This is a genomic window from Litoreibacter sp. GN1-5 (genome assembly GCF_055693805.1).
In genome coordinates, this window is record NZ_JBVFUP010000001.1 from 1,978,261 (window position 1) to 1,997,041 (window position 18,781).

Below are 18,781 nucleotides of genomic sequence, written 5' to 3' on the forward strand. Positions count from 1 at the left end.
CATAAAATATGCCAAAATAGGTGCACATATGCACAAACAGAGTTCGCCTTGGACCAGACCGTCACGGCCCCGTGAGAAACCGATCACATCGCGTGAGAACGGGTAAACCACCAACGTGAACACCCCACAAAGTGCCCGCACCAGTTGTCAGGTTAAACGTCGTATTCAAAATCAAGAAGGGCCACTGAAAACAGCGGCCCTTTTTGTTATTTCAGAAAACCAACGCTCAGGCAGACAGCCAGAACGCCTCATGTTTTTAAAGTCAGCAAACGCAGTCTTGCATTAAGTCGTCATATGCAACGGTTACAATAAAGGCCTGATCGTAATCATCTGCCTCTGAGAAACCTGCTTGCGTATCATTCGGGTCAAGGATCAGCGTTACCAGATCCCCCTCTCCGGCAACAAAACCTTCGCCTTCTGCACGAGCAAGGGCGAGAAGCTCATCCACATTTTCTTGCGTCCCATTATAGAAGCCACCGACAAACCCTGTATTGCTCATCGTCGAATTGCCATCAGTCAGTCCCCAGATCACATGCTGGAGCTCCGCTTCTGTGTAATTTTGCCCTGTCCCATCCCCATTGTCCTGAGATATGAAGTCCTGGTTGAGCAGCCAGTTGATTATGTCAATGTTCTCGGCCAGATCATTACTGAACCGATCATCTGTAAGCTGGCTTTCAGTGCCGCCTAGAACAGCCATATCGACATCGATATCAGCAATGAAATCCTCCTCCCGCTCGACGCAGAAGGCGAGGCCGATATTCAAGCCGTCCAGCCGGGCATCACCAGTCCCGTTGATCGTGGAGGAATACCCATTGCCAACCTGGAACCCGCCCTGAACAGTCGTCGCCTCACTTGGCAGCGAGTCGAGAATGGTTTCCAGCGTATTCTTGGCGCCTTTGACCGTCACGTCGACTGTAGCAGTGTCCTCACCGCCATTTCCATCAGAGACAGAGTAGGTGAAGCTGTCTACGGCAGTCGTTCCGATCAGCATGTCAGAGGCCGCAACCCCATCAATAACCGCATCACCATTGTCGTAGTTTAAAGTGCCATCTGCATTCAACGTAACATCTGCACCGCTTGCCAAGGTGATGCTTTCGCCGACAGCAAGTTCAGTACCATTGATATGGACCACACTTATCGTATCGCCGTCTGCATCCGTGTCATTCGCAAGAACGTCGATTGTGACTTCCTTGGTTGCACAGACCATCCCTTCGTCATCAACGGCTTCAGGCGCTTCGTTTTCAGCAATCAGACCAGCGTCTACCGTGTCGTCGATCTCACCGATATCAAGGACGATCTCACCAGTAAGACCAGTCGCCTGATCGGCATCACTATCTGCAGCATCTGATCCGCCCGCATCGGTCGTTGTGAAGTCAAAATTATCGACCTCCTCAAAGCCAACCGCGTATGTGCCGGCATCCAGACCATCAAACAGATATTGTCCACCACCCGACGTAGTTGTTGTGTCAATAGCCGTACCATCATCATCGAACAGGGTAACAGTAACGCCATCCACACCGGTCTCGCCCGCATCCTGAACGCCATTGCCATTTGCATCCAGGAAAACAGTATCACCGATAGCAGCAGTTCCCGGATCAGCAATCCCGGCATCCACATCTCGGATCGCATCGCCGATAGACACCGTAACGGGTGCAGTTGTCGCCGTACCGTCACCATTATCTACTGCATCACTATCAATGGTATCATCACTACCCGCATTCGGCCCCACAAAGATCTTGTCGCCGGGGTTGGTGAAACGTACTTCGTATTCACCGGCATCAAGATCTTCGAACAAATACGCGCCATCCGCATCGGTAGTGGTGGTTGCCACGACAATGCCACCCAGAAGCAACTGAACAGTCGCCCCACTTACAGCAGTATCATCGTCATCCTCTAGACCGTCTTTATCCATATCCATAAAGAAGCGACCACCCAAGGATGCCGTGCCAGGGTCTTCAAGCCCCGCATCCACGTCGCGGATCGCGTCGCCGATGGCCACGCTGACCGGCGCGGTCACGCCTGTCGTCTGGTCCGCGTCGCTGTCAGAAGCATCGTCGCCCACATTCGCATCGACAAGAACCTTGCCATCCGCCGTCTCCGTCGGGAAGCGCACGGAATAGTCGCCCGCGTCGAGGTCTTCGAACAGATAATTGCCATCCGCATCGGTCTCGGCTGTGCCGACCACGGCACCGGCCGCGTCCAGCAGCTCTACCGTCACGCCGGCCACGCCCATCTCGGCGCCATTGCCATTGTCCTGGCTGTCATCATCGCTGTCCATGAACACACGGCCCCCAAAGATGCCGTGCCGGGATCTTCAACCCCCGCATCCACATCCGAGGTCGTCGCACCCGCCGTCACCGTCACAGGCGCGGTCACGCCCGTGCTCTGGTCCGCATCGCTGTCCACCGTGTCGTCATCGCCGACATTGCTGTCCACCAGCACTTTGCCATCCGCCGTCTCCGTCGGGAACCGCACCGCATAATCGCCCGGCACCAGATCCTCAAAGCTGTAGGACCCGTCATCGCCGGTCACAGCCGTGCCAACAACAGCCCCATCTGCGTCCAGCAGCTCCACCGTCACACCGGCAACGCCCATCTCAGACGTATCAACAGAATCGTCATTGCCATCCATGAACACACGGCCCTCAAGACCCCCAACAACCGGCGCAGGCGTCTCAAGCCCCGCATCCACGTCGCGGATCGCGTCGCCGATGGCCACGCTGACCGGCGCGGTCACGCCTGTCGTCTGGTCCGCGTCGCTGTCAGAAGCATCGTCGCCCACATTCGCATCGACAAGAACCTTGCCATCCGCCGTCTCCGTCGGGAAGCGCACGGAATAGTCGCCCGCGTCGAGGTCTTCGAACAGATAATTGCCATCCGCATCGGTCTCGGCTGTCGCAACAACCGCCCCGTCTGCGTCCAGCAGCTCTACCGTCACACCGGCCACGCCCATCTCGGCGCCATTGCCATTGTCCTGGCTGTCATCATCGCTGTCCATGAACACACGGCCCCCCAAAGATGCCGTGCCGGGATCTTCAACCCCCGCATCCACATCCGAGGTCGTCGCACCCGCCGTCACCGTCACAGGCGCGGTCACGCCCGTGCTCTGGTCCGCATCGCTGTCCACCGTGTCGTCATCGCCGACATTGCTGTCCACCAGCACTTTGCCATCCGCCGTCTCCGTCGGGAACCGCACCGCATAATCGCCCGGCACCAGATCCTCAAAGCTGTAGGACCCGTCATCGCCGGTCACAGCCGTGCCAACAACAGCCCCATCTGCGTCCAGCAGCTCCACCGTCACACCGGCAACGCCCATCTCAGACGTATCAACAGAATCGTCATTGCCATCCATGAACACACGGCCCTCAAGACCCCCAACAACCGGCGCAGGCGTCTCAAGCCCCGCATCCACGTCGCGGATCGCGTCGCCGATGGCCACGCTGACCGGCGCGGTCACGCCTGTCGTCTGGTCCGCGTCGCTGTCAGAAGCATCGTCGCCCACATTCGCATCGACAAGAACCTTGCCATCCGCCGTCTCCGTCGGGAAGCGCACGGAATAGTCGCCCGCGTCGAGGTCTTCGAACAGATAATTGCCATCCGCATCGGTCTCGGCTGTGCCGACCACGGCACCGGCCGCGTCCAGCAGCTCTACCGTCACGCCGGCCACGCCCATCTCGGCGCCATTGCCATTGTCCTGGCTGTCATCATCGCTGTCCATGAACACACGGCCCCCCAAAGATGCCGTGCCGGGATCTTCAACCCCCGCATCCACATCCGAGGTCGTCGCACCCGCCGTCACCGTCACAGGCGCGGTCACGCCCGTGCTCTGGTCCGCATCGCTGTCCACCGTGTCGTCATCGCCGACATTGCTGTCCACCAGCACTTTGCCATCCGCCGTCTCCGTCGGGAACCGCACCGCATAATCGCCCGGCACCAGATCCTCAAAGCTGTAGGACCCGTCATCGCCGGTCACAGCCGTGCCAACAACAGCCCCATCTGCGTCCAGCAGCTCCACCGTCACACCGGCAACGCCCATCTCAGACGTATCAACAGAATCGTCATTGCCATCCATGAACACACGGCCCTCAAGACCCCCAACAACCGGCGCAGGCGTCTCAAGCCCCGCATCCACGTCGCGGATCGCGTCGCCGATGGCCACGCTGACCGGCGCGGTCACGCCTGTCGTCTGGTCCGCGTCGCTGTCAGAAGCATCGTCGCCCACATTCGCATCGACAAGAACCTTGCCATCCGCCGTCTCCGTCGGGAAGCGCACGGAATAGTCGCCCGCGTCGAGGTCTTCGAACAGATAATTGCCATCCGCATCGGTCTCGGCTGTCGCAACAACCGCCCCGTCTGCGTCCAGCAGCTCTACCGTCACACCGGCCACGCCCATCTCGGCGCCATTGCCATTGTCCTGGCTGTCATCATCGCTGTCCATGAACACACGGCCCCCCAAAGATGCCGTGCCGGGATCTTCAACCCCCGCATCCACATCCGAGGTCGTCGCACCCGCCGTCACCGTCACAGGCGCGGTCACGCCCGTGCTCTGGTCCGCATCGCTGTCCACCGTGTCGTCATCGCCGACATTGCTGTCCACCAGCACTTTGCCATCCGCCGTCTCCGTCGGGAACCGCACCGCATAATCGCCCGGCACCAGATCCTCAAAGCTGTAGGACCCGTCATCGCCGGTCACAGCCGTGCCAACAACAGCCCCATCTGCGTCCAGCAGCTCCACCGTCACACCGGCAACGCCCATCTCAGACGTATCAACAGAGATCGTCATTGCCATCCATGAACACACGGCCCTCAAGACCCCCAACAACCGGCGCAGGCGTCTCAAGCCCCGCATCCACGTCGCGGATCGCGTCGCCGATGGCCACGCTGACCGGCGCGGTCACGCCTGTCGTCTGGTCCGCGTCGCTGTCAGAAGCATCGTCGCCCACATTCGCATCGACAAGAACCTTGCCATCCGCCGTCTCCGTCGGGAAGCGCACGGAATAGTCGCCCGCGTCGAGGTCTTCGAACAGATAATTGCCATCCGCATCGGTCTCGGCTGTCGCAACAACCGCCCCGTCTGCGTCCAGCAGCTCTACCGTCACACCGGCCACGCCCATCTCGGCGCCATTGCCATTGTCCTGGCTGTCATCATCGCTGTCCATGAACACACGGCCCCCCAAAGATGCCGTGCCGGGATCTTCAACCCCCGCATCCACATCCGAGGTCGTCGCACCCGCCGTCACCGTCACAGGCGCGGTCACGCCCGTGCTCTGGTCCGCATCGCTGTCCACCGTGTCGTCATCGCCGACATTGCTGTCCACCAGCACTTTGCCATCCGCCGTCTCCGTCGGGAACCGCACCGCATAATCGCCCGGCACCAGATCCTCAAAGCTGTAGGACCCGTCATCGCCGGTCACAGCCGTGCCAACAACAGCCCCATCTGCGTCCAGCAGCTCCACCGTCACACCGGCAACGCCCATCTCAGACGTATCAACAGAATCGTCATTGCCATCCATGAACACACGGCCCTCAAGACCCCCAACAACCGGCGCAGGCGTCTCAAGCCCCGCATCCACGTCGCGGATCGCGTCGCCGATGGCCACGCTGACCGGCGCGGTCACGCCTGTCGTCTGGTCCGCGTCGCTGTCAGAAGCATCGTCGCCCACATTCGCATCGACAAGAACCTTGCCATCCGCCGTCTCCGTCGGGAAGCGCACGGAATAGTCGCCCGCGTCGAGGTCTTCGAACAGATAATTGCCATCCGCATCGGTCTCGGCTGTCGCAACAACCGCCCCGTCTGCGTCCAGCAGCTCTACCGTCACACCGGCCACGCCCATCTCGTCGCCATTGCCATTGTCCTGGCTGTCATCATCGCTGTCCATGAACACACGGCCCCCCAAAGATGCCGTGCCGGGATCTTCAACCCCCGCATCCACATCCGAGGTCGTCGCACCCGCCGTCACCGTCACAGGCGCGGTCACGCCCGTGCTCTGGTCCGCATCGCTGTCCACCGTGTCGTCATCGCCGACATTGCTGTCCACCAGCACTTTGCCATCCGCCGTCTCCGTCGGGAACCGCACCGCATAATCGCCCGGCACCAGATCCTCAAAGCTGTAGGACCCGTCATCGCCGGTCACAGCCGTGCCAACAACAGCCCCATCTGCGTCCAGCAGTTCCACCGTCACACCGGCAACGCCCATCTCAGACGTATCAACAGAATCGTCATTGCCATCCATGAACACACGGCCCTCAAGACCCCCAACAACCGGCGCAGCGTCGCCGGGTCGCCAGCAGAGATCATCGACCGCGCCGGAGCCTACAAAATTGATCTCCATAGACGTTACGTTCGCGGCGTTCAGGCCAACAATTTCTTCTTGGTTATCGCCAACGGCTGGAATCGGAATAGTCGTCGTGCTGCCATCCTCAAACGTCAGAACGATCGTTCCGCCTTCTTCTTCAACATCGAAAATCTTGATGTCATGCAAATCCGATGGATTGTCGAAATCAAAGGTGATCGTGCCCCCAACCGCGTCATCTGGGTCGTTGCTGTCATTGTCCTCGGACACGATCAGAATGTTACCCTGATTGTCAAAGGCAAGATCGCTATCGCCACCTGTTGGGTTATTGGAATCGAAGATCATCGCGTCGTTGGCATCGGTGTTATTCGCAGTCCGCTGCGCACTTATGGTGACGCCAGCGAACTGATCGCTGACAACTGTGCCACGATCCAGACCTTCGAAGTCGAGCTTTGCAAACCCTTCAGGGCACGGATCGCCGTCTTGGCATAGAACGATCTTGTCGATGCGAACAAATTCACCGCCATCACCTTCGGCAGACAATGTCACGACATCGCCATCCTTGATCTGGATGTCCTGGATATCGATCTTGGAGAAACCGCCATTATTGCTGCCTCTGCCATCGCTGTCATTATTCAGCTCAACGGTGGCGACTGCGACGCCATTGACGCTTACCGTAATGGTTGACTGACCATCAGTTTCATCCTGAGCGTAGATCGCCAGATCGTAATTGCCGCTCGGGCCGTCAAATGTTGTGGAAATTTCGCCCGTTGTCCCAGCTTTGCCAAGTCGTACCAGTTCACCACCCGACGCCTGATCGCCCGAAACAACACCAAAGCCGCCGCTAAGCGACATGGTTTCAGCCTCTATAATAAAGCATTTGCCCTCACCGGGGGTGCTTTCATCCACATTCTGCACTTTGACCCAGAGAGTTTTTTCCGTCACACCGCCTGAACCATCATCGACCCGGATTGTGACGTCATAGACATTGTCCTGCCTGTGACCATCGGTTGGGTTCTCAAAATCAGGGGCTGATTTGAAGCTGAGCTCACCCGTTTTTGGATCTATAGTGAAAGACGCGCTGTCCGCACCTTCTACGATAGAATATGTAAGGTCACTGCTATCAGCGTCAGAGGCATCTATATCGATGACGGAGGTTTCGTTCTCGTCGATCTTAATGATGCCGTCTTCTGGCAGATTGGTGAATTCAGGCGCTTCATTGGTCTCTGTCGGTGTCGCGCTCAGCTCACTATAGGAAATACCCTGACCTCTGACATCATGGCTTTCACCAACTGTCAGTGTAACGCCCGCAGGTGGCACATCACCTTTGAAGGAAAAGAAATCGTCGCCACGACCAGGCGCATCAAAATCTTCGACCTCCAGTTCAACAAGGTAATATGTCTTTCCGTCGGAACCATGGAGCGTGAAGACGCGTTCGGCGTACAGATCGTTATCGCGGCCAACTTTTCTGCCGTTGATATATGCATCCTGAGTTGCATCGGTAGAACGGTCACGGTGATTGTCACCGCTCAACCTGCTGTCATCGTCGAACACTGTTAACGATACATTCGCTTTCTGAGGCATAACAAATGTTTTGCCTGTGACAATGCTGTTGCCGCCGTTTGACAGAAGAGCTTGTTCAGTGAAGGCAGTCCAATCGTAGCGTTGATACGTCATAAGTTTATCCTCCGATGGCGCTGACTGCGCGCATACTCGTTAACAGTTGTGTAAGTCTGATCTCTTTGTTGAGACAGATATGCATTGCTTTGATGACCGGCATGAAAATGCCACGGTTTCGCCATCTCAGCCCCCAGAGCTTGGCAAAAAATGAAAGTGTTCAGGTCAGGTTCGCGCAAAATATCACCTTACTTTTCAAGTATATAAATTCTACTTCCCGCCGAAGACGACTATACCAAGCCACATGGCTGACATAAAAAAGAGCACTTTATTAAGGAAAGACTAACTAGCGATCATCGCGATTCGGTCAAGCTGCTAAGTGTATATTAATAAATAAAAAGACAGTTTTTACTGCCCATTAGATACAGTTCTAGAAAAAATAGCCTGAAGAAATTCTCTTTGTTTCCAATATGATGCTTCATGTTCTGGCGCAAAGCCATCGATTGATAGGTGTTTTGAGATTAATTGGTCTCAAAAATTGCCAAATTTTGCCACTCTGCAAGACTATACAATATCTAGACGTATTAACCTGCGATGACATATTCGGAGACATTTCGATGCGCTTGAAATACTTTGGCTACGCCGTGATTTGCACGCTTACCGCAATCTGGACAACAAGCGCTGCAGCATGTTCACCCGGTAAGATTACAGCAGCTCATAAGGCAGCAGTGCCTACAAAGGGCATTCAGACCCAGCTTTTTGACAGCGCTGTCCGATATTACGTAAACACGCACCGTTGCAAACGAGGGTTGCGGCCTATCACATCCGACACGGGGCTCAGAAAAGTTGCATCCAACCATGCCAAATGGATGGCCAGAACACAGACTGTCAGCCATAATTCGCAAGTCCGTGGGCAACGAAGTCTGAAAACCCGCTTAAGAGCATCTGGCGCAAAATACCAGCGCGGCGCTGAAAACCTTGGTGCTATTCATAGATACCGGATCGAGGGTGGCGTAAGGTTTGTCACCCAAGATATATCACGATGCGTTTTTACCGCTCAGGGGCGACAAATCCCAAGCCACTCTTATGACAGTCTTGCCCGTTGGGTGGTCAAACAATGGATGTCATCGCCGGCCCACCGAAATAATATCATGCACCAGGGTTTCCGCGCTGGCGGTGCATCTTTGGCCTTTGACCCAAAGGGGGCCAATTGTGGAAAGTTCTATATCTCTCAAAACTATATCGGCTAACTCATCCCCCAACTTGTAACCCCGTAATCACGTGATACGACACCTTTTTGGAGGGTATCGTTAAAAACTGTTTGTTTTTTAAGTTGCCTTCAGGTCATAAAGATAAAAAACAACAAGATCGTGGGGCAAAAGCTTGCGGATAGCGAAACCTGTGAAACGTTTTATGCCCTGCGCGATTGCGCTGATCTGCTGTGGTTCTATTGCGGTTTCCGACACCAGTTTAACACCTCGCGGGATAACAGGGATATTAGATACCCCCTCAGCCTTTGTTTTGCCGGATGCCGAGGTCGCGCTCAGCTTCTCCAAAGACAGCGAGACAGATGCGCTGAACCTCTCATTTCAAGCTTTGCCCAGACTCGAAACATCGCTGAGCTTCGCAACGTATAATGATATTGGCGGAGGTATTTCCTCAGACATTGCTTCGCTGAATTTCAAATACCAGATCCTTTCCGAAGGCCAATACAGCCCTGCCCTTGCAGTCGGCGTCAATGGTCTGTTCGGAAATAACCGCGATAGCTCGGAATATATCGTCGCCAGTAAACGCATCTTGCCATCGCTGGACGGCAGCATCGGACTTGGATGGGGTCGGCTTGGCGGCACAGCTGATCTGGACAGCCCGTTTGGTAACAGACCGGCTTTTGACCCGACCAGACGCACAAGCTTCAATCACCTGTTTCGCGGTGATGCCGGTGTTTTTGGCGGTTTGGTCTGGCGCACGCCTTTGGATGGGCTGGATGTATCGTTGGAATACAGCTCGGACAATTTTGCGAATGAGGCGTTTGAGCCATCCAGCAGGTTCAGCTACGGCATTCGATACCAGATCGCTGACGGCCTCAGCGTACTTGGCTATAGTAGAAATGGGGACACAGCAGGTCTGATGTTCACAATTTCAGGCAATCCGAACAGGCCCCGGATTCCGCCGAATTTTGGAAATGGCCCACCGCTTATCTTTGACCGACCCGTTGCAAACCGCGACAATACCACATGGGTCGCACAGCCGACACAGCAACAAAGCCTCACACAATCCGTGCAAACGGCACTGGCCAAGGAACAGATCAAGCTGGTGGTATTGCAGACTGATGCAAGGACCATCCGGCTGGGCGTCAGCGCGCTTGATAACGCGTCGATCCCTAAAATCACCGGCCGCGTGGCGCGCGTAATGTCCCAACTCGCGCCAGCTTCAATTGAAACCTTTGAAGTCGTGCCACATCTGAACGGCTTTCCCACCAAAACCATTATTATCCCGCGCGATACCTTTGCTCAGATCGCCGACAGGCCGCAGGACGGCCTGAACAGTTGGAATGCCGCAACTATTCAGCCAACAGACGCGGGACCAGACGGGTTCAGATGGGACGCACCAGAAGATAGAGGGTTCTTCTGGTCAATCGCGCCAGCTGTCGTCTTTGATGTTACGTCTGGTGACGAATTTGATCCCATCGGAAAATTGGTTGCACAGGCAGGATACAGGTTTTCCAATGCCTTTTCCGTATCTGGCAGGTTGAGCTATCAGATTGCTGGCGATACAACTCAGGCCTTAATTCCTGCAACGCCAAGCGCGCGTAGCGATAACAGATCCTATGATCGTACCACTGTCCAGTTGGAACAATTCGTCGCCACCTACCAAACGAAGGTAAGCCCAACTGTCTATTCACGCCTGTCATTTGGTATGTTTGAACGGGAATACGGTGCCGTTGGGGCAGAGTTGGTCTGGGCACCTGCCACCAGAAACTGGGCCATCGGAGCGGACTTGAACTATGCCAAAAAGCGCGACTACGAAGATGCTTTCGGGTTTCTTGATTATGATGTCGTGACTGGCCATGGATCGCTCTATTGGGATACCGGTTATAAAGGGCTCAGCGCACAACTGGACGTGGGGCGCTATTTAGCCGGTGATTTTGGGTCCACCCTGACATTATCGCGCTATTTCTCAAACGGATGGGACGTATCAGCCTATACGACTGTCAGCGAAGACAGCGCGGATGAGAAACTTAAAATCGGTTTAAATGTGACGATCCCACTCAGTTCAGTCGCGCCAACACGCAGCAGGCGCACCAGCACTCTGCAGCTTGGCGGCTTCTCTGGGGATGCGGGATCCAAACTTGCTGTTCCCGACCGGATATACCCTAAAATCCGCGCAGCAGGTCATCAGCGCATAGAAGACGCTTGGGGAGATTTCTGGAGATGAGATTGCCTGCATGTCTTTTGATCGTATCAGTTGCCTTGGCGGGCTGTTCCTCAAACGGGTCAGAAAGCCCGATCGTTTCAGCCGCCAAACAGGTTCTTAACAGAGATAGTGCCGCGCCAAAGCCCGCCAATAAATTAACCCGTAAACGCATCAACGAGCTGAACGTCGCCCTGATCCGCGTAAAAGCCCCGGAGACTGGCCTTGAGTATATCGCCATCGCCAAACAGGCCCAGCAAGACCGTGTGACATATATTGCCCCGGAACAAACCTCGGTTGTTTTACGGGGTGGTCTTGTCGCTGTAACACACGGGCTCGGGTATGATTTCGCACCACCAACAACGCAGCCTGATGATCCGATTGTTCGAAATCGTCCAGTGCCAAACTGGCCGGACATGGTTAAACGTCAATATCATCTGAGCGCGCGTGGCCCCGCCGGACAGACAGTTGAGGTGGAATGCAGGTTTTCATCGGGCACTCAAAAGACCATCGAACTGGTTGAGATTTTGCACAAAGTTATTCCAGTGGTGGAAACCTGCTCGGGCGACAAGATCAGCTTCACAAATACCCACCTCGCAGATGCGCGGACCGGATATATATGGCAATCCTCACAGTGGACAGGGCCTTTGCAAAGCAATGTGAGCTATGAAGTGCTGGAGCCTCTGGACTGAAAATTGCACTGCAAATGCAATGTTACTTCATGACGACACAGTGTTTTTTAAGAATGCCGAACACTTGACTTGTCGTTACGTCATCCGCATGAGTTCCACTAATGAGGTTGGAAATCTCAATTGGAGAACAAAAAATGCATATTGAAACTATGTTTCGTTCAATTGTTGTTGCAACAGCGACAACTGCTGTGATCACATCATCCGCATATGCTGGCAATCTTGCCGACCCGATAATTGAGGGCGATGTCATCGAAGAAGTTCAGGAAGATTCCCAAAATCGTTTGCCTGGATGGGTGTTGCCAGTGGCAGCGCTTGTGGTTGTTGGCGCAATTGCAGCATCAGGCGGCGGTGGAGATAACTCTGGTGCGGCAGCCGGTGGTGGTGGAACTCTCCCCGTTATCAACCCGAAGCCTTAACGCCTAAGTCGAAGATTTCTGACAATGTTTGCCAGGCTGGCTATGATCTATCTCTGATCGCTTGCCAAAAGCTCATCAACATGGCTATTCAAAAATAACCGCCTCTGAAACGAGGCGGTTATTTTTATGGGCACATGACAAGTCTGACCTTAATGTCCGCCGGCCAATATCCCTGTTTTTACAGAATAATTCACTGCAAGCGCGTAATCCGGATCGTCGTCGCTGTCGATCATCAACTGGCCAGCCTTGGTCAGAAGCTGATGGCAGTCACGGCTGAGATGGCGTAACTGAACCGACTTGCCCTCAGCTTTGTATTTTCCCGCAACGGCCTCAATCGCTTGCAAGGCGGATTGATCCACCACACGGCTATCGGCAAAGTCAATCACTACCAGCGACGGGTCCTGTATTGGCGTGAACAACTCCCCAAACCCATCAGCGGAACCGAAGAACAGCGGTCCCTGCACCTGATAAACCTTCGCGCCTTCCGGTGTATCATAAGTTTTGGCGTGAATCCTTGTGGCATTGCCCCAAGCATATACCAGCGCCGAGACAATGACCCCTACAACCACAGCAATGGCGAGGTCATACATAACAGTGGTAATTGTCACCAAGATGATCACGAATGCATCCGTCCGTGGGACCCTGCGCATGATGTTGAAGCTGTTCCACGCAAACGTCCCGATGACCACCATGAACATAACGCCAACCAAAGCGGCCAACGGGATTTGTTCGATCAGAGGCGATGCCAGAACAATGAAACTCAACAGGAAAAGCGCCGCAGCAACGCCGGCGATGCGCGTCCGACCACCGGATTTGACGTTGATCATCGACTGCCCAATCATCGCGCATCCACCCATACCACCAAAAAAACCGGTGACTGTATTCGCGATGCCTTGGGCAATACATTCCTGAGATGCGCCGCCACGCTCGCCAGTGATCTCGCCAACAAGGTTCAACGTAAGCAGGCTCTCGATCAGGCCAATGGCTGACAAGATCAGAGCATAAGGCAAAATGATGTAGAAGGTTTCCAGCGTCAGCGGCGCCAGCAAATCGCCATAGATGCCCGTACCACCCGCGCCAGACAGATCGAACGGCATATGAAACGCTGGCAGCCCACCCTCAATAGAGGCCAAATCGCCCACCCGTGGCACGTCAACGCCAAAGCCAATAACGATCAACGCAACGATACCAATGCCTGCCAAGGGCGCAGGAATCGTGTTGGTAATTTTGGGCATTACCCAGATGATACCCATAGTCAGCGCTGTCAGTCCCAGCATAATCACAAGCGGCATGCCGGTCATCCATTGCCCGTTCGCCATACCGTGTCCGGCACTTTCGGCAGAGCCCGGCACCTGAAACTGGCTGAGCTGCGCCAGGAAGATCACAATTGCCAGCCCGTTAACAAAACCCAGCATCACAGGATGCGGTACAAGCCGAATAAACTTACCTAGTTTGAAAACGCCCGCACCGATCTGGATCAACCCCATCAAAACAACAGTGGCGAACAAGTATTCAACCCCATGCTGGGCGACCAAAGCAACCATGACCACAGCCAATGCCCCTGTTGCACCCGAGATCATGCCTGGACGCCCGCCGATCAGCGCTGTGATCAGGCCAACAATGAACGCCGCATAGAGCCCAACCAACGGATGCACCCCAGCCACGAATGCAAAGGCCACAGCTTCAGGAACCAAAGCCAAAGCCACAGTCAAGCCAGACAGTATCTCGATCCGCCAGCGCTCAAAGCCCAAAGGCCCAGTCGGCGCGAGGTTCAGATCATTCAGAATTGCGTTATTGGCAAGCGCCGCCATTAAAGTGCGTCTCACGCGGTTGGCCTCATTTTATGTCCGGGATAATGATTGATGGCGCTCATAACATACCTGAACATAAATGCACGGGTATTCTTCGGTATGCCCGTCATGCGTCTATCGCATAGCGGCTATTGCGCCGTAGCATGGGCAGTTTGGGCATTTTCAATCCTGCGCGTGCAAGGCAAAGTGGTGGCAGATCAAATAGCTTAAAGGAATTGGCATGGCGGACACGATGGTTGGCGTAATTGGCGGCTCAGGCGTTTATGACATTGACGGCTTGGAAGATGCGCAATGGCAAACGGTAGAGACCCCTTGGGGCGCTCCTTCGGATCAGGTATTGACTGGCAGGCTTGGTGCCGTGCGCATGGCTTTCTTGCCCCGGCATGGACGCGGGCATGTGCAAACGCCCTCGACCGTTCCATATCGCGCAAATATTGATGCCTTGAAACGCATTGGCGTCACCGATGTCATCAGCGTTTCCGCCTGCGGGTCATTCCGCGACGAAATGGCCCCAGGAGATTTCGTAATCGTGGACCAGTTCATAGACCGTACATTTGCGCGGGAAAAATCCTTCTTCGGACAGGGCTGCGTGGCACATGTCTCCGTCGCACACCCAACCTGCCCCCGCCTTGGTGCGGCGTGCTTAGAAGCTGCGAAGGGTGCAGGCATAACTGTGCATGACGGTGGCACTTATCTGGCAATGGAAGGGCCGCAATTCTCGACCCTTGCTGAATCGCGAATGTATCGGGAAGTCTGGAAAGCAGACGTGATCGGCATGACAAATATGCCAGAGGCTAAACTCGCCCGTGAAGCCGAGCTTTGCTACGCCTCTGTTGCGATGATCACCGATTATGACAGCTGGCACCCCGACCACGGAGAGGTGGACGTCACGCAAATCATTGCCACACTTATGGGTAATGCCGACAAAGCTAAACAACTGGTCGCACGCCTGCCTCAACTACTTGGAAAGGACCGCGAGAGCTGTCCCCACGGGTGCGACAAGTCGCTGGATTACGCCATTCTGACCCAACCTGAAAACCGTGACCCGGCGCTGGTGGCCAAACTGGATGCGGTGGCCGCGCGGGTGTTGGGTGCATGAGTATTGATCTCTGGCTCGCCTTCGTGGCCGCGTCTACCGTTTTGCTCGTTATACCAGGTCCAACCCTGCTGCTTGTGTTCAGTTATGCGCTGACCCAAGGACGCCGGGTAGCCATCGCTTCCGCTTTGGGTGTTGCAACGGGCGACTTGATTGCGATGACTGTTTCGGTGATTGGTCTGGGTGCGATCCTTCTAACCTCCGCTTTGGCATTTAACCTACTCAAATGGGTAGGCGCGGCATACCTTGTTTATCTGGCCATAAAGATGCTTCGTGCCAAACCAACGGATTTTAACCAAGCTACCGCATCTTCTAAAACAGAAAGCGCGCTGAAGGTGTATCGTGATCTAACAACGGTCACTGCGCTGAACCCCAAATCCAACACATTTTTCGTCGCCTTCGTGCCTCAATTTATCCAACCCGAAGCCGCTTTCGCATCACAAGCCGTAATCCTGATCGCAACCTTCGTTGGCATAGCTGGCATAAACGCACTGATCTTTGCACTTGCAGCCAACGCAATGCGCACCCGTATCGCTCGGCCTGCAACCCAGATCTGGCTTAACCGCGGCGGTGCCTTGGCGCTTTTGGGTATGGCCGCCACAACCGCATCCCTTCGGAGAAACCTCACATGAAAACCACCAAAGACTACATCCGCACCATTCCTGACTTCCCCCATGAAGGGATCATGTTCCGAGACGTAACCACGCTGTTTCTGGATGCACGCGGGTTTCGAATGGCGATTGACCAGTTGTTACATCCTTATGCAGGCATGCAGATCGATAAGGTTGCGGGGTTGGAAGCGCGTGGCTTTATCATGGGAGGGGCCATCGCACATCAGCTGTCCGTCGGGTTTGTGCCGATCCGCAAACGAGGCAAGTTGCCCGGATCAACGATAACACAGGATTATAAGCTGGAATATGGCGAAGCCACGATGGAGCTTCATGATGATAGCCTGCAAGCCGGGGGAAAAGTGCTACTGGTCGATGACCTTTTGGCCACCGGTGGCACTGCAGAGGCCGGGATCAAACTGATCGAGCGCCTTGGTGCAGAAGTCATCGGTTGCGCCTTCATCATCGACCTGCCTGAGTTGGGTGGCCGCGCAAAATTAGAAGCTCTGGGCATGGACGTGCATGTATTGTGTGAATTTGAGGGCGCGTAATATGTTAAGCTTCTTCTCAAGAACATTTAGATCAAACAAAGCACTTTCAGCATTAACTCTTTCACTCCTGTTGACCCACGCATTGCACGCAGACATACCGCGACCTGAAACTATCGAGGACACACTGGCTTTACAGCTGGATGCTATGAAAGCAGATCCACGTATCAAAAATCCTCAGATCGATTTCAATAATCAATCGATCGAGTTCAGTGGGGATGATAATGAAAGCCACGTGAGCTATCCTGATAATCTGCACAAACTACTGCAAAGCGCTGAAAACGACGCCGAAAGGCAGGAATTGTTTGATGATTTTATCAACCGATCAATCATCAGCATTTTTGAAGTAACGTCTAAAGATTCTATTGATATCAAAAACATTTTACCCGTAATTCGGACAGCTGATTACGCAGAAGGACTGACACAAGCGAGCGCGACGGTCTCATTGCCGCTTGTCGATGGGCTAAGTATTTTCTTAGTAGAGGATTTGCCGAATAGCCTGAGGTATCTTCAAGATGAAGACTTATCTGATTTAGGCTTAGATTTTCGGACAGCTTTAGCATTGGCCAACGACAACCGTATTGCGCGCAACTGGAGGCCTGAGATCAATGGTAATGGAGTGTATTTCTTTTCATTAGATGGAAATTATGAAGCAAGTCTGCTTCTTGACGACACTCTTTGGAGCGGCATTGAGAAGCAAATCGGTTCTGTGATCGTAGTAGTCCCAAATCGCGACCTAGTTATCTTTGCGCCTGAGAACTCAGAAGGAGCCGAAGAAACACTTAGAGAATTGGCTACAAAATTCGTTCAGGAAGGTAGCTACCCCCTAAGTAATCAAATGATGATCAGACAGGACAACACTTGGCAGATCAAACCCTAAGCCTACACAACTGCACCCGGATTCATGATGCCTTTCGGGTCGAGTGCCGCTTTGATCGCCCGCATCGCCGCCAGTTTCCCCGGATCACCATAGAGTTTTAGATCGTCTACTTTCAGGCGCCCGATACCATGCTCGGCCGAGATGGAGCCGCCCAAGGCGTGCGCCAGATCATGGATGGCGCGTTTGACCTGTGGTCGCTCGGCCTCGTAATCCGCGCGGGTTTTGCCGGGCATCGGGAAGACGTTGTAATGCAGATTACCGTCACCCACATGACCAAAACAGTTGATCCGGAATTCCCCTATCTCAGCCAACGCCTGTTTCGCTCTGACAATAAACTCAGGGATGCAACCTATTGGAACAGATGTGTCATGAGACGATACAGACCCAATCCGGCGGTTTGCTTCGGGGATATTTTCACGGATTGCCCAGAACTCGGCGCGCTGCGCCAGAGATTGGGCGATAACCCCATCTGTCACAAGACCTCGATCAGCAGCATCGGCGAACAGCGCCTCCAACGCAGCGGAAGGATCGACCCCTGCTACTGCGCCCATATCAATCAGTACCATCCAGTCTGGTGTCTGGGCAAAGGGGGCTTTGACCTCTGGGCCAACCTCGCTTAGAAAATCAAGACCCATGCGGTTGATCAACTCAAAGGCCGAGACCTGCCCGCCCAGATGATTACCCGTCAGTGCAAACAACTCCAACGCGGCTTCGGGACTGCGTACAACCATCAGGGCTGCGCCTTGAGCTGCAGGTTTCGGGAACAGTTTAAGGCTGGCGGCGGTGATGATCCCCAATGTCCCCTCAGAGCCAATTAAAAGGTGCCGCAGATCGTAGCCCGTGTTGTTTTTACGCAACCGCGTCAACCCGTTGAAGATCGATCCATCAGGCAGCACGGCCTCCAGCCCAAGACATAGGTCGCGCGCATTCCCGTAGCGCAAGACGTTCACACCCCCAGCATTTGTCGCCAGATTGCCCCCGATCCGGGCAGAACCTTCTGACGCCAACGAAAGCGGGAACAGCCGGTTCACCTTGTCTGCAGCATCCTGAATAGTTTGCAGCACGACACCAGCCTCAGCCACCAGCACATTTTCTTCGGGCAGAACCGCACGGATCGCAGTCATACGTTCAAGCGACAGGATCACAGGTGTAGGTCCGGGGGGCGCAATCTGACCGCCCACCAACCCCGTGCCGCCGCCATAAGGAACAATACCGACGCCAGCCTTTGCGCAGAGCTTTACCACCTCTGCGACCTCTTCGGTTGAGGCAGGGGCAATCAGGAACCCATCCGCACCAGCATAACGGCCACGAGGTTCCTCCAGATAGGACTGGGCCAGAGGGCGAAAAGCAGCCTCAGGCAACATGGCTCTGAGGTTAGCGCGTATTTTATCTGTTACAGGGTTCAACATG

General features: G+C 54.7%; 14 protein-coding genes. 9 read left to right on the plus strand and 5 right to left on the minus strand.

The genetic code is table 11. From position 1 onward, the window contains the following. Nucleotides 1-262: 262 nt before the first annotated feature. From ACZ1HF_RS09950 to ACZ1HF_RS09960, 3 genes are read right to left on the minus strand one after another with little or no spacing between them, the layout of a single operon-like run. Nucleotides 263-2,278, minus strand: a complete 2,016-nt coding sequence (locus tag ACZ1HF_RS09950; RefSeq protein WP_472657346.1) for an SdrD B-like domain-containing protein — start codon at nucleotides 2,276-2,278, stop codon at nucleotides 263-265. Continuing rightward, on the minus strand, nucleotides 2,215-4,782 hold the full coding sequence (locus ACZ1HF_RS09955) for an SdrD B-like domain-containing protein (RefSeq protein ID WP_472657347.1): 2,568 nt from the start codon (nucleotides 4,780-4,782) through the stop codon (nucleotides 2,215-2,217). The genes ACZ1HF_RS09950 and ACZ1HF_RS09955 overlap by 64 nt, the downstream gene beginning before the upstream one ends. Next, on the minus strand, nucleotides 4,766-7,969 hold the full coding sequence (locus tag ACZ1HF_RS09960; protein WP_472657348.1) for an SdrD B-like domain-containing protein: 3,204 nt from the start codon (nucleotides 7,967-7,969) through the stop codon (nucleotides 4,766-4,768). The genes ACZ1HF_RS09955 and ACZ1HF_RS09960 overlap by 17 nt, the downstream gene beginning before the upstream one ends. 557 nt (nucleotides 7,970-8,526) lie before the next feature. On the opposite strand from ACZ1HF_RS09960, the gene ACZ1HF_RS09965 reads away from it, so the two are divergent. From ACZ1HF_RS09965 to ACZ1HF_RS09980, 4 genes are all read left to right on the plus strand, one after another. Further along, nucleotides 8,527-9,159 carry a CAP domain-containing protein gene (locus ACZ1HF_RS09965; RefSeq protein ID WP_472657349.1) on the plus strand — a complete coding sequence of 211 codons (633 nt, stop codon included), beginning with the start codon at nucleotides 8,527-8,529 and terminating at the stop codon, nucleotides 9,157-9,159. A 151-nt stretch (nucleotides 9,160-9,310) separates the two neighbouring features. After that, on the plus strand, nucleotides 9,311-11,344 hold the full coding sequence (locus ACZ1HF_RS09970; RefSeq protein ID WP_472657350.1) for a YjbH domain-containing protein: 2,034 nt from the start codon (nucleotides 9,311-9,313) through the stop codon (nucleotides 11,342-11,344). After that, nucleotides 11,341-12,012, plus strand: a complete 672-nt coding sequence (locus ACZ1HF_RS09975) for a YjbF family lipoprotein (protein WP_472657351.1) — start codon at nucleotides 11,341-11,343, stop codon at nucleotides 12,010-12,012. The genes ACZ1HF_RS09970 and ACZ1HF_RS09975 overlap by 4 nt, the downstream gene beginning before the upstream one ends. 134 nt (nucleotides 12,013-12,146) lie before the next feature. Continuing rightward, on the plus strand, nucleotides 12,147-12,428 hold the full coding sequence (locus ACZ1HF_RS09980) for a hypothetical protein (RefSeq protein ID WP_472657352.1): 282 nt from the start codon (nucleotides 12,147-12,149) through the stop codon (nucleotides 12,426-12,428). A gap of 149 nt (nucleotides 12,429-12,577) precedes the next feature. Here ACZ1HF_RS09980 and ACZ1HF_RS09985 read toward each other — a convergent pair whose 3' ends face one another. Next, the gene (locus ACZ1HF_RS09985) at nucleotides 12,578-14,254 is read right to left on the minus strand and encodes a SulP family inorganic anion transporter (protein ID WP_472657353.1); all 1,677 of its coding nucleotides are present in this window, start codon (nucleotides 14,252-14,254) and stop codon (nucleotides 12,578-12,580) included. A 36-nt stretch (nucleotides 14,255-14,290) separates the two neighbouring features. Here ACZ1HF_RS09985 and ACZ1HF_RS09990 point away from each other — a divergent pair, with 36 nt between their 5' ends. The 5 genes from ACZ1HF_RS09990 to ACZ1HF_RS10010 are packed head-to-tail and all read left to right on the plus strand — an operon-like array spanning nucleotide 14,291 to nucleotide 17,371. Next, nucleotides 14,291-14,449: a hypothetical protein gene (locus ACZ1HF_RS09990; protein ID WP_472657354.1), complete on the plus strand. Its 159-nt coding sequence runs from the start codon at nucleotides 14,291-14,293 to the stop codon at nucleotides 14,447-14,449. A 10-nt stretch (nucleotides 14,450-14,459) separates the two neighbouring features. Further along, nucleotides 14,460-15,338 (plus strand): S-methyl-5'-thioadenosine phosphorylase, encoded by an 879-nt coding sequence (locus tag ACZ1HF_RS09995; protein WP_472657355.1) that lies wholly within the window; start codon nucleotides 14,460-14,462, stop codon nucleotides 15,336-15,338. Then, nucleotides 15,335-15,967 carry a LysE family translocator gene (locus tag ACZ1HF_RS10000; protein WP_472657356.1) on the plus strand — a complete coding sequence of 211 codons (633 nt, stop codon included), beginning with the start codon at nucleotides 15,335-15,337 and terminating at the stop codon, nucleotides 15,965-15,967. The genes ACZ1HF_RS09995 and ACZ1HF_RS10000 overlap by 4 nt, the downstream gene beginning before the upstream one ends. Beyond that, complete coding sequence (locus ACZ1HF_RS10005) at nucleotides 15,964-16,494, plus strand: adenine phosphoribosyltransferase (RefSeq protein ID WP_472657357.1); 531 nt, start codon at nucleotides 15,964-15,966, stop codon at nucleotides 16,492-16,494. The genes ACZ1HF_RS10000 and ACZ1HF_RS10005 overlap by 4 nt, the downstream gene beginning before the upstream one ends. Nucleotide 16,495: 1 nt before the next feature. Then, a complete protein-coding gene (locus ACZ1HF_RS10010) occupies nucleotides 16,496-17,371 on the plus strand; it encodes a DUF1444 family protein (RefSeq protein ID WP_472657358.1) in 876 nt (291 codons plus the stop codon). Nucleotides 17,372-17,373: 2 nt separating this feature from the next. Here ACZ1HF_RS10010 and ACZ1HF_RS10015 read toward each other — a convergent pair whose 3' ends face one another. Further along, on the minus strand, nucleotides 17,374-18,780 hold the full coding sequence (locus tag ACZ1HF_RS10015; RefSeq protein WP_472657359.1) for an FAD-binding oxidoreductase: 1,407 nt from the start codon (nucleotides 18,778-18,780) through the stop codon (nucleotides 17,374-17,376). Nucleotide 18,781 lies beyond the last annotated feature (1 nt).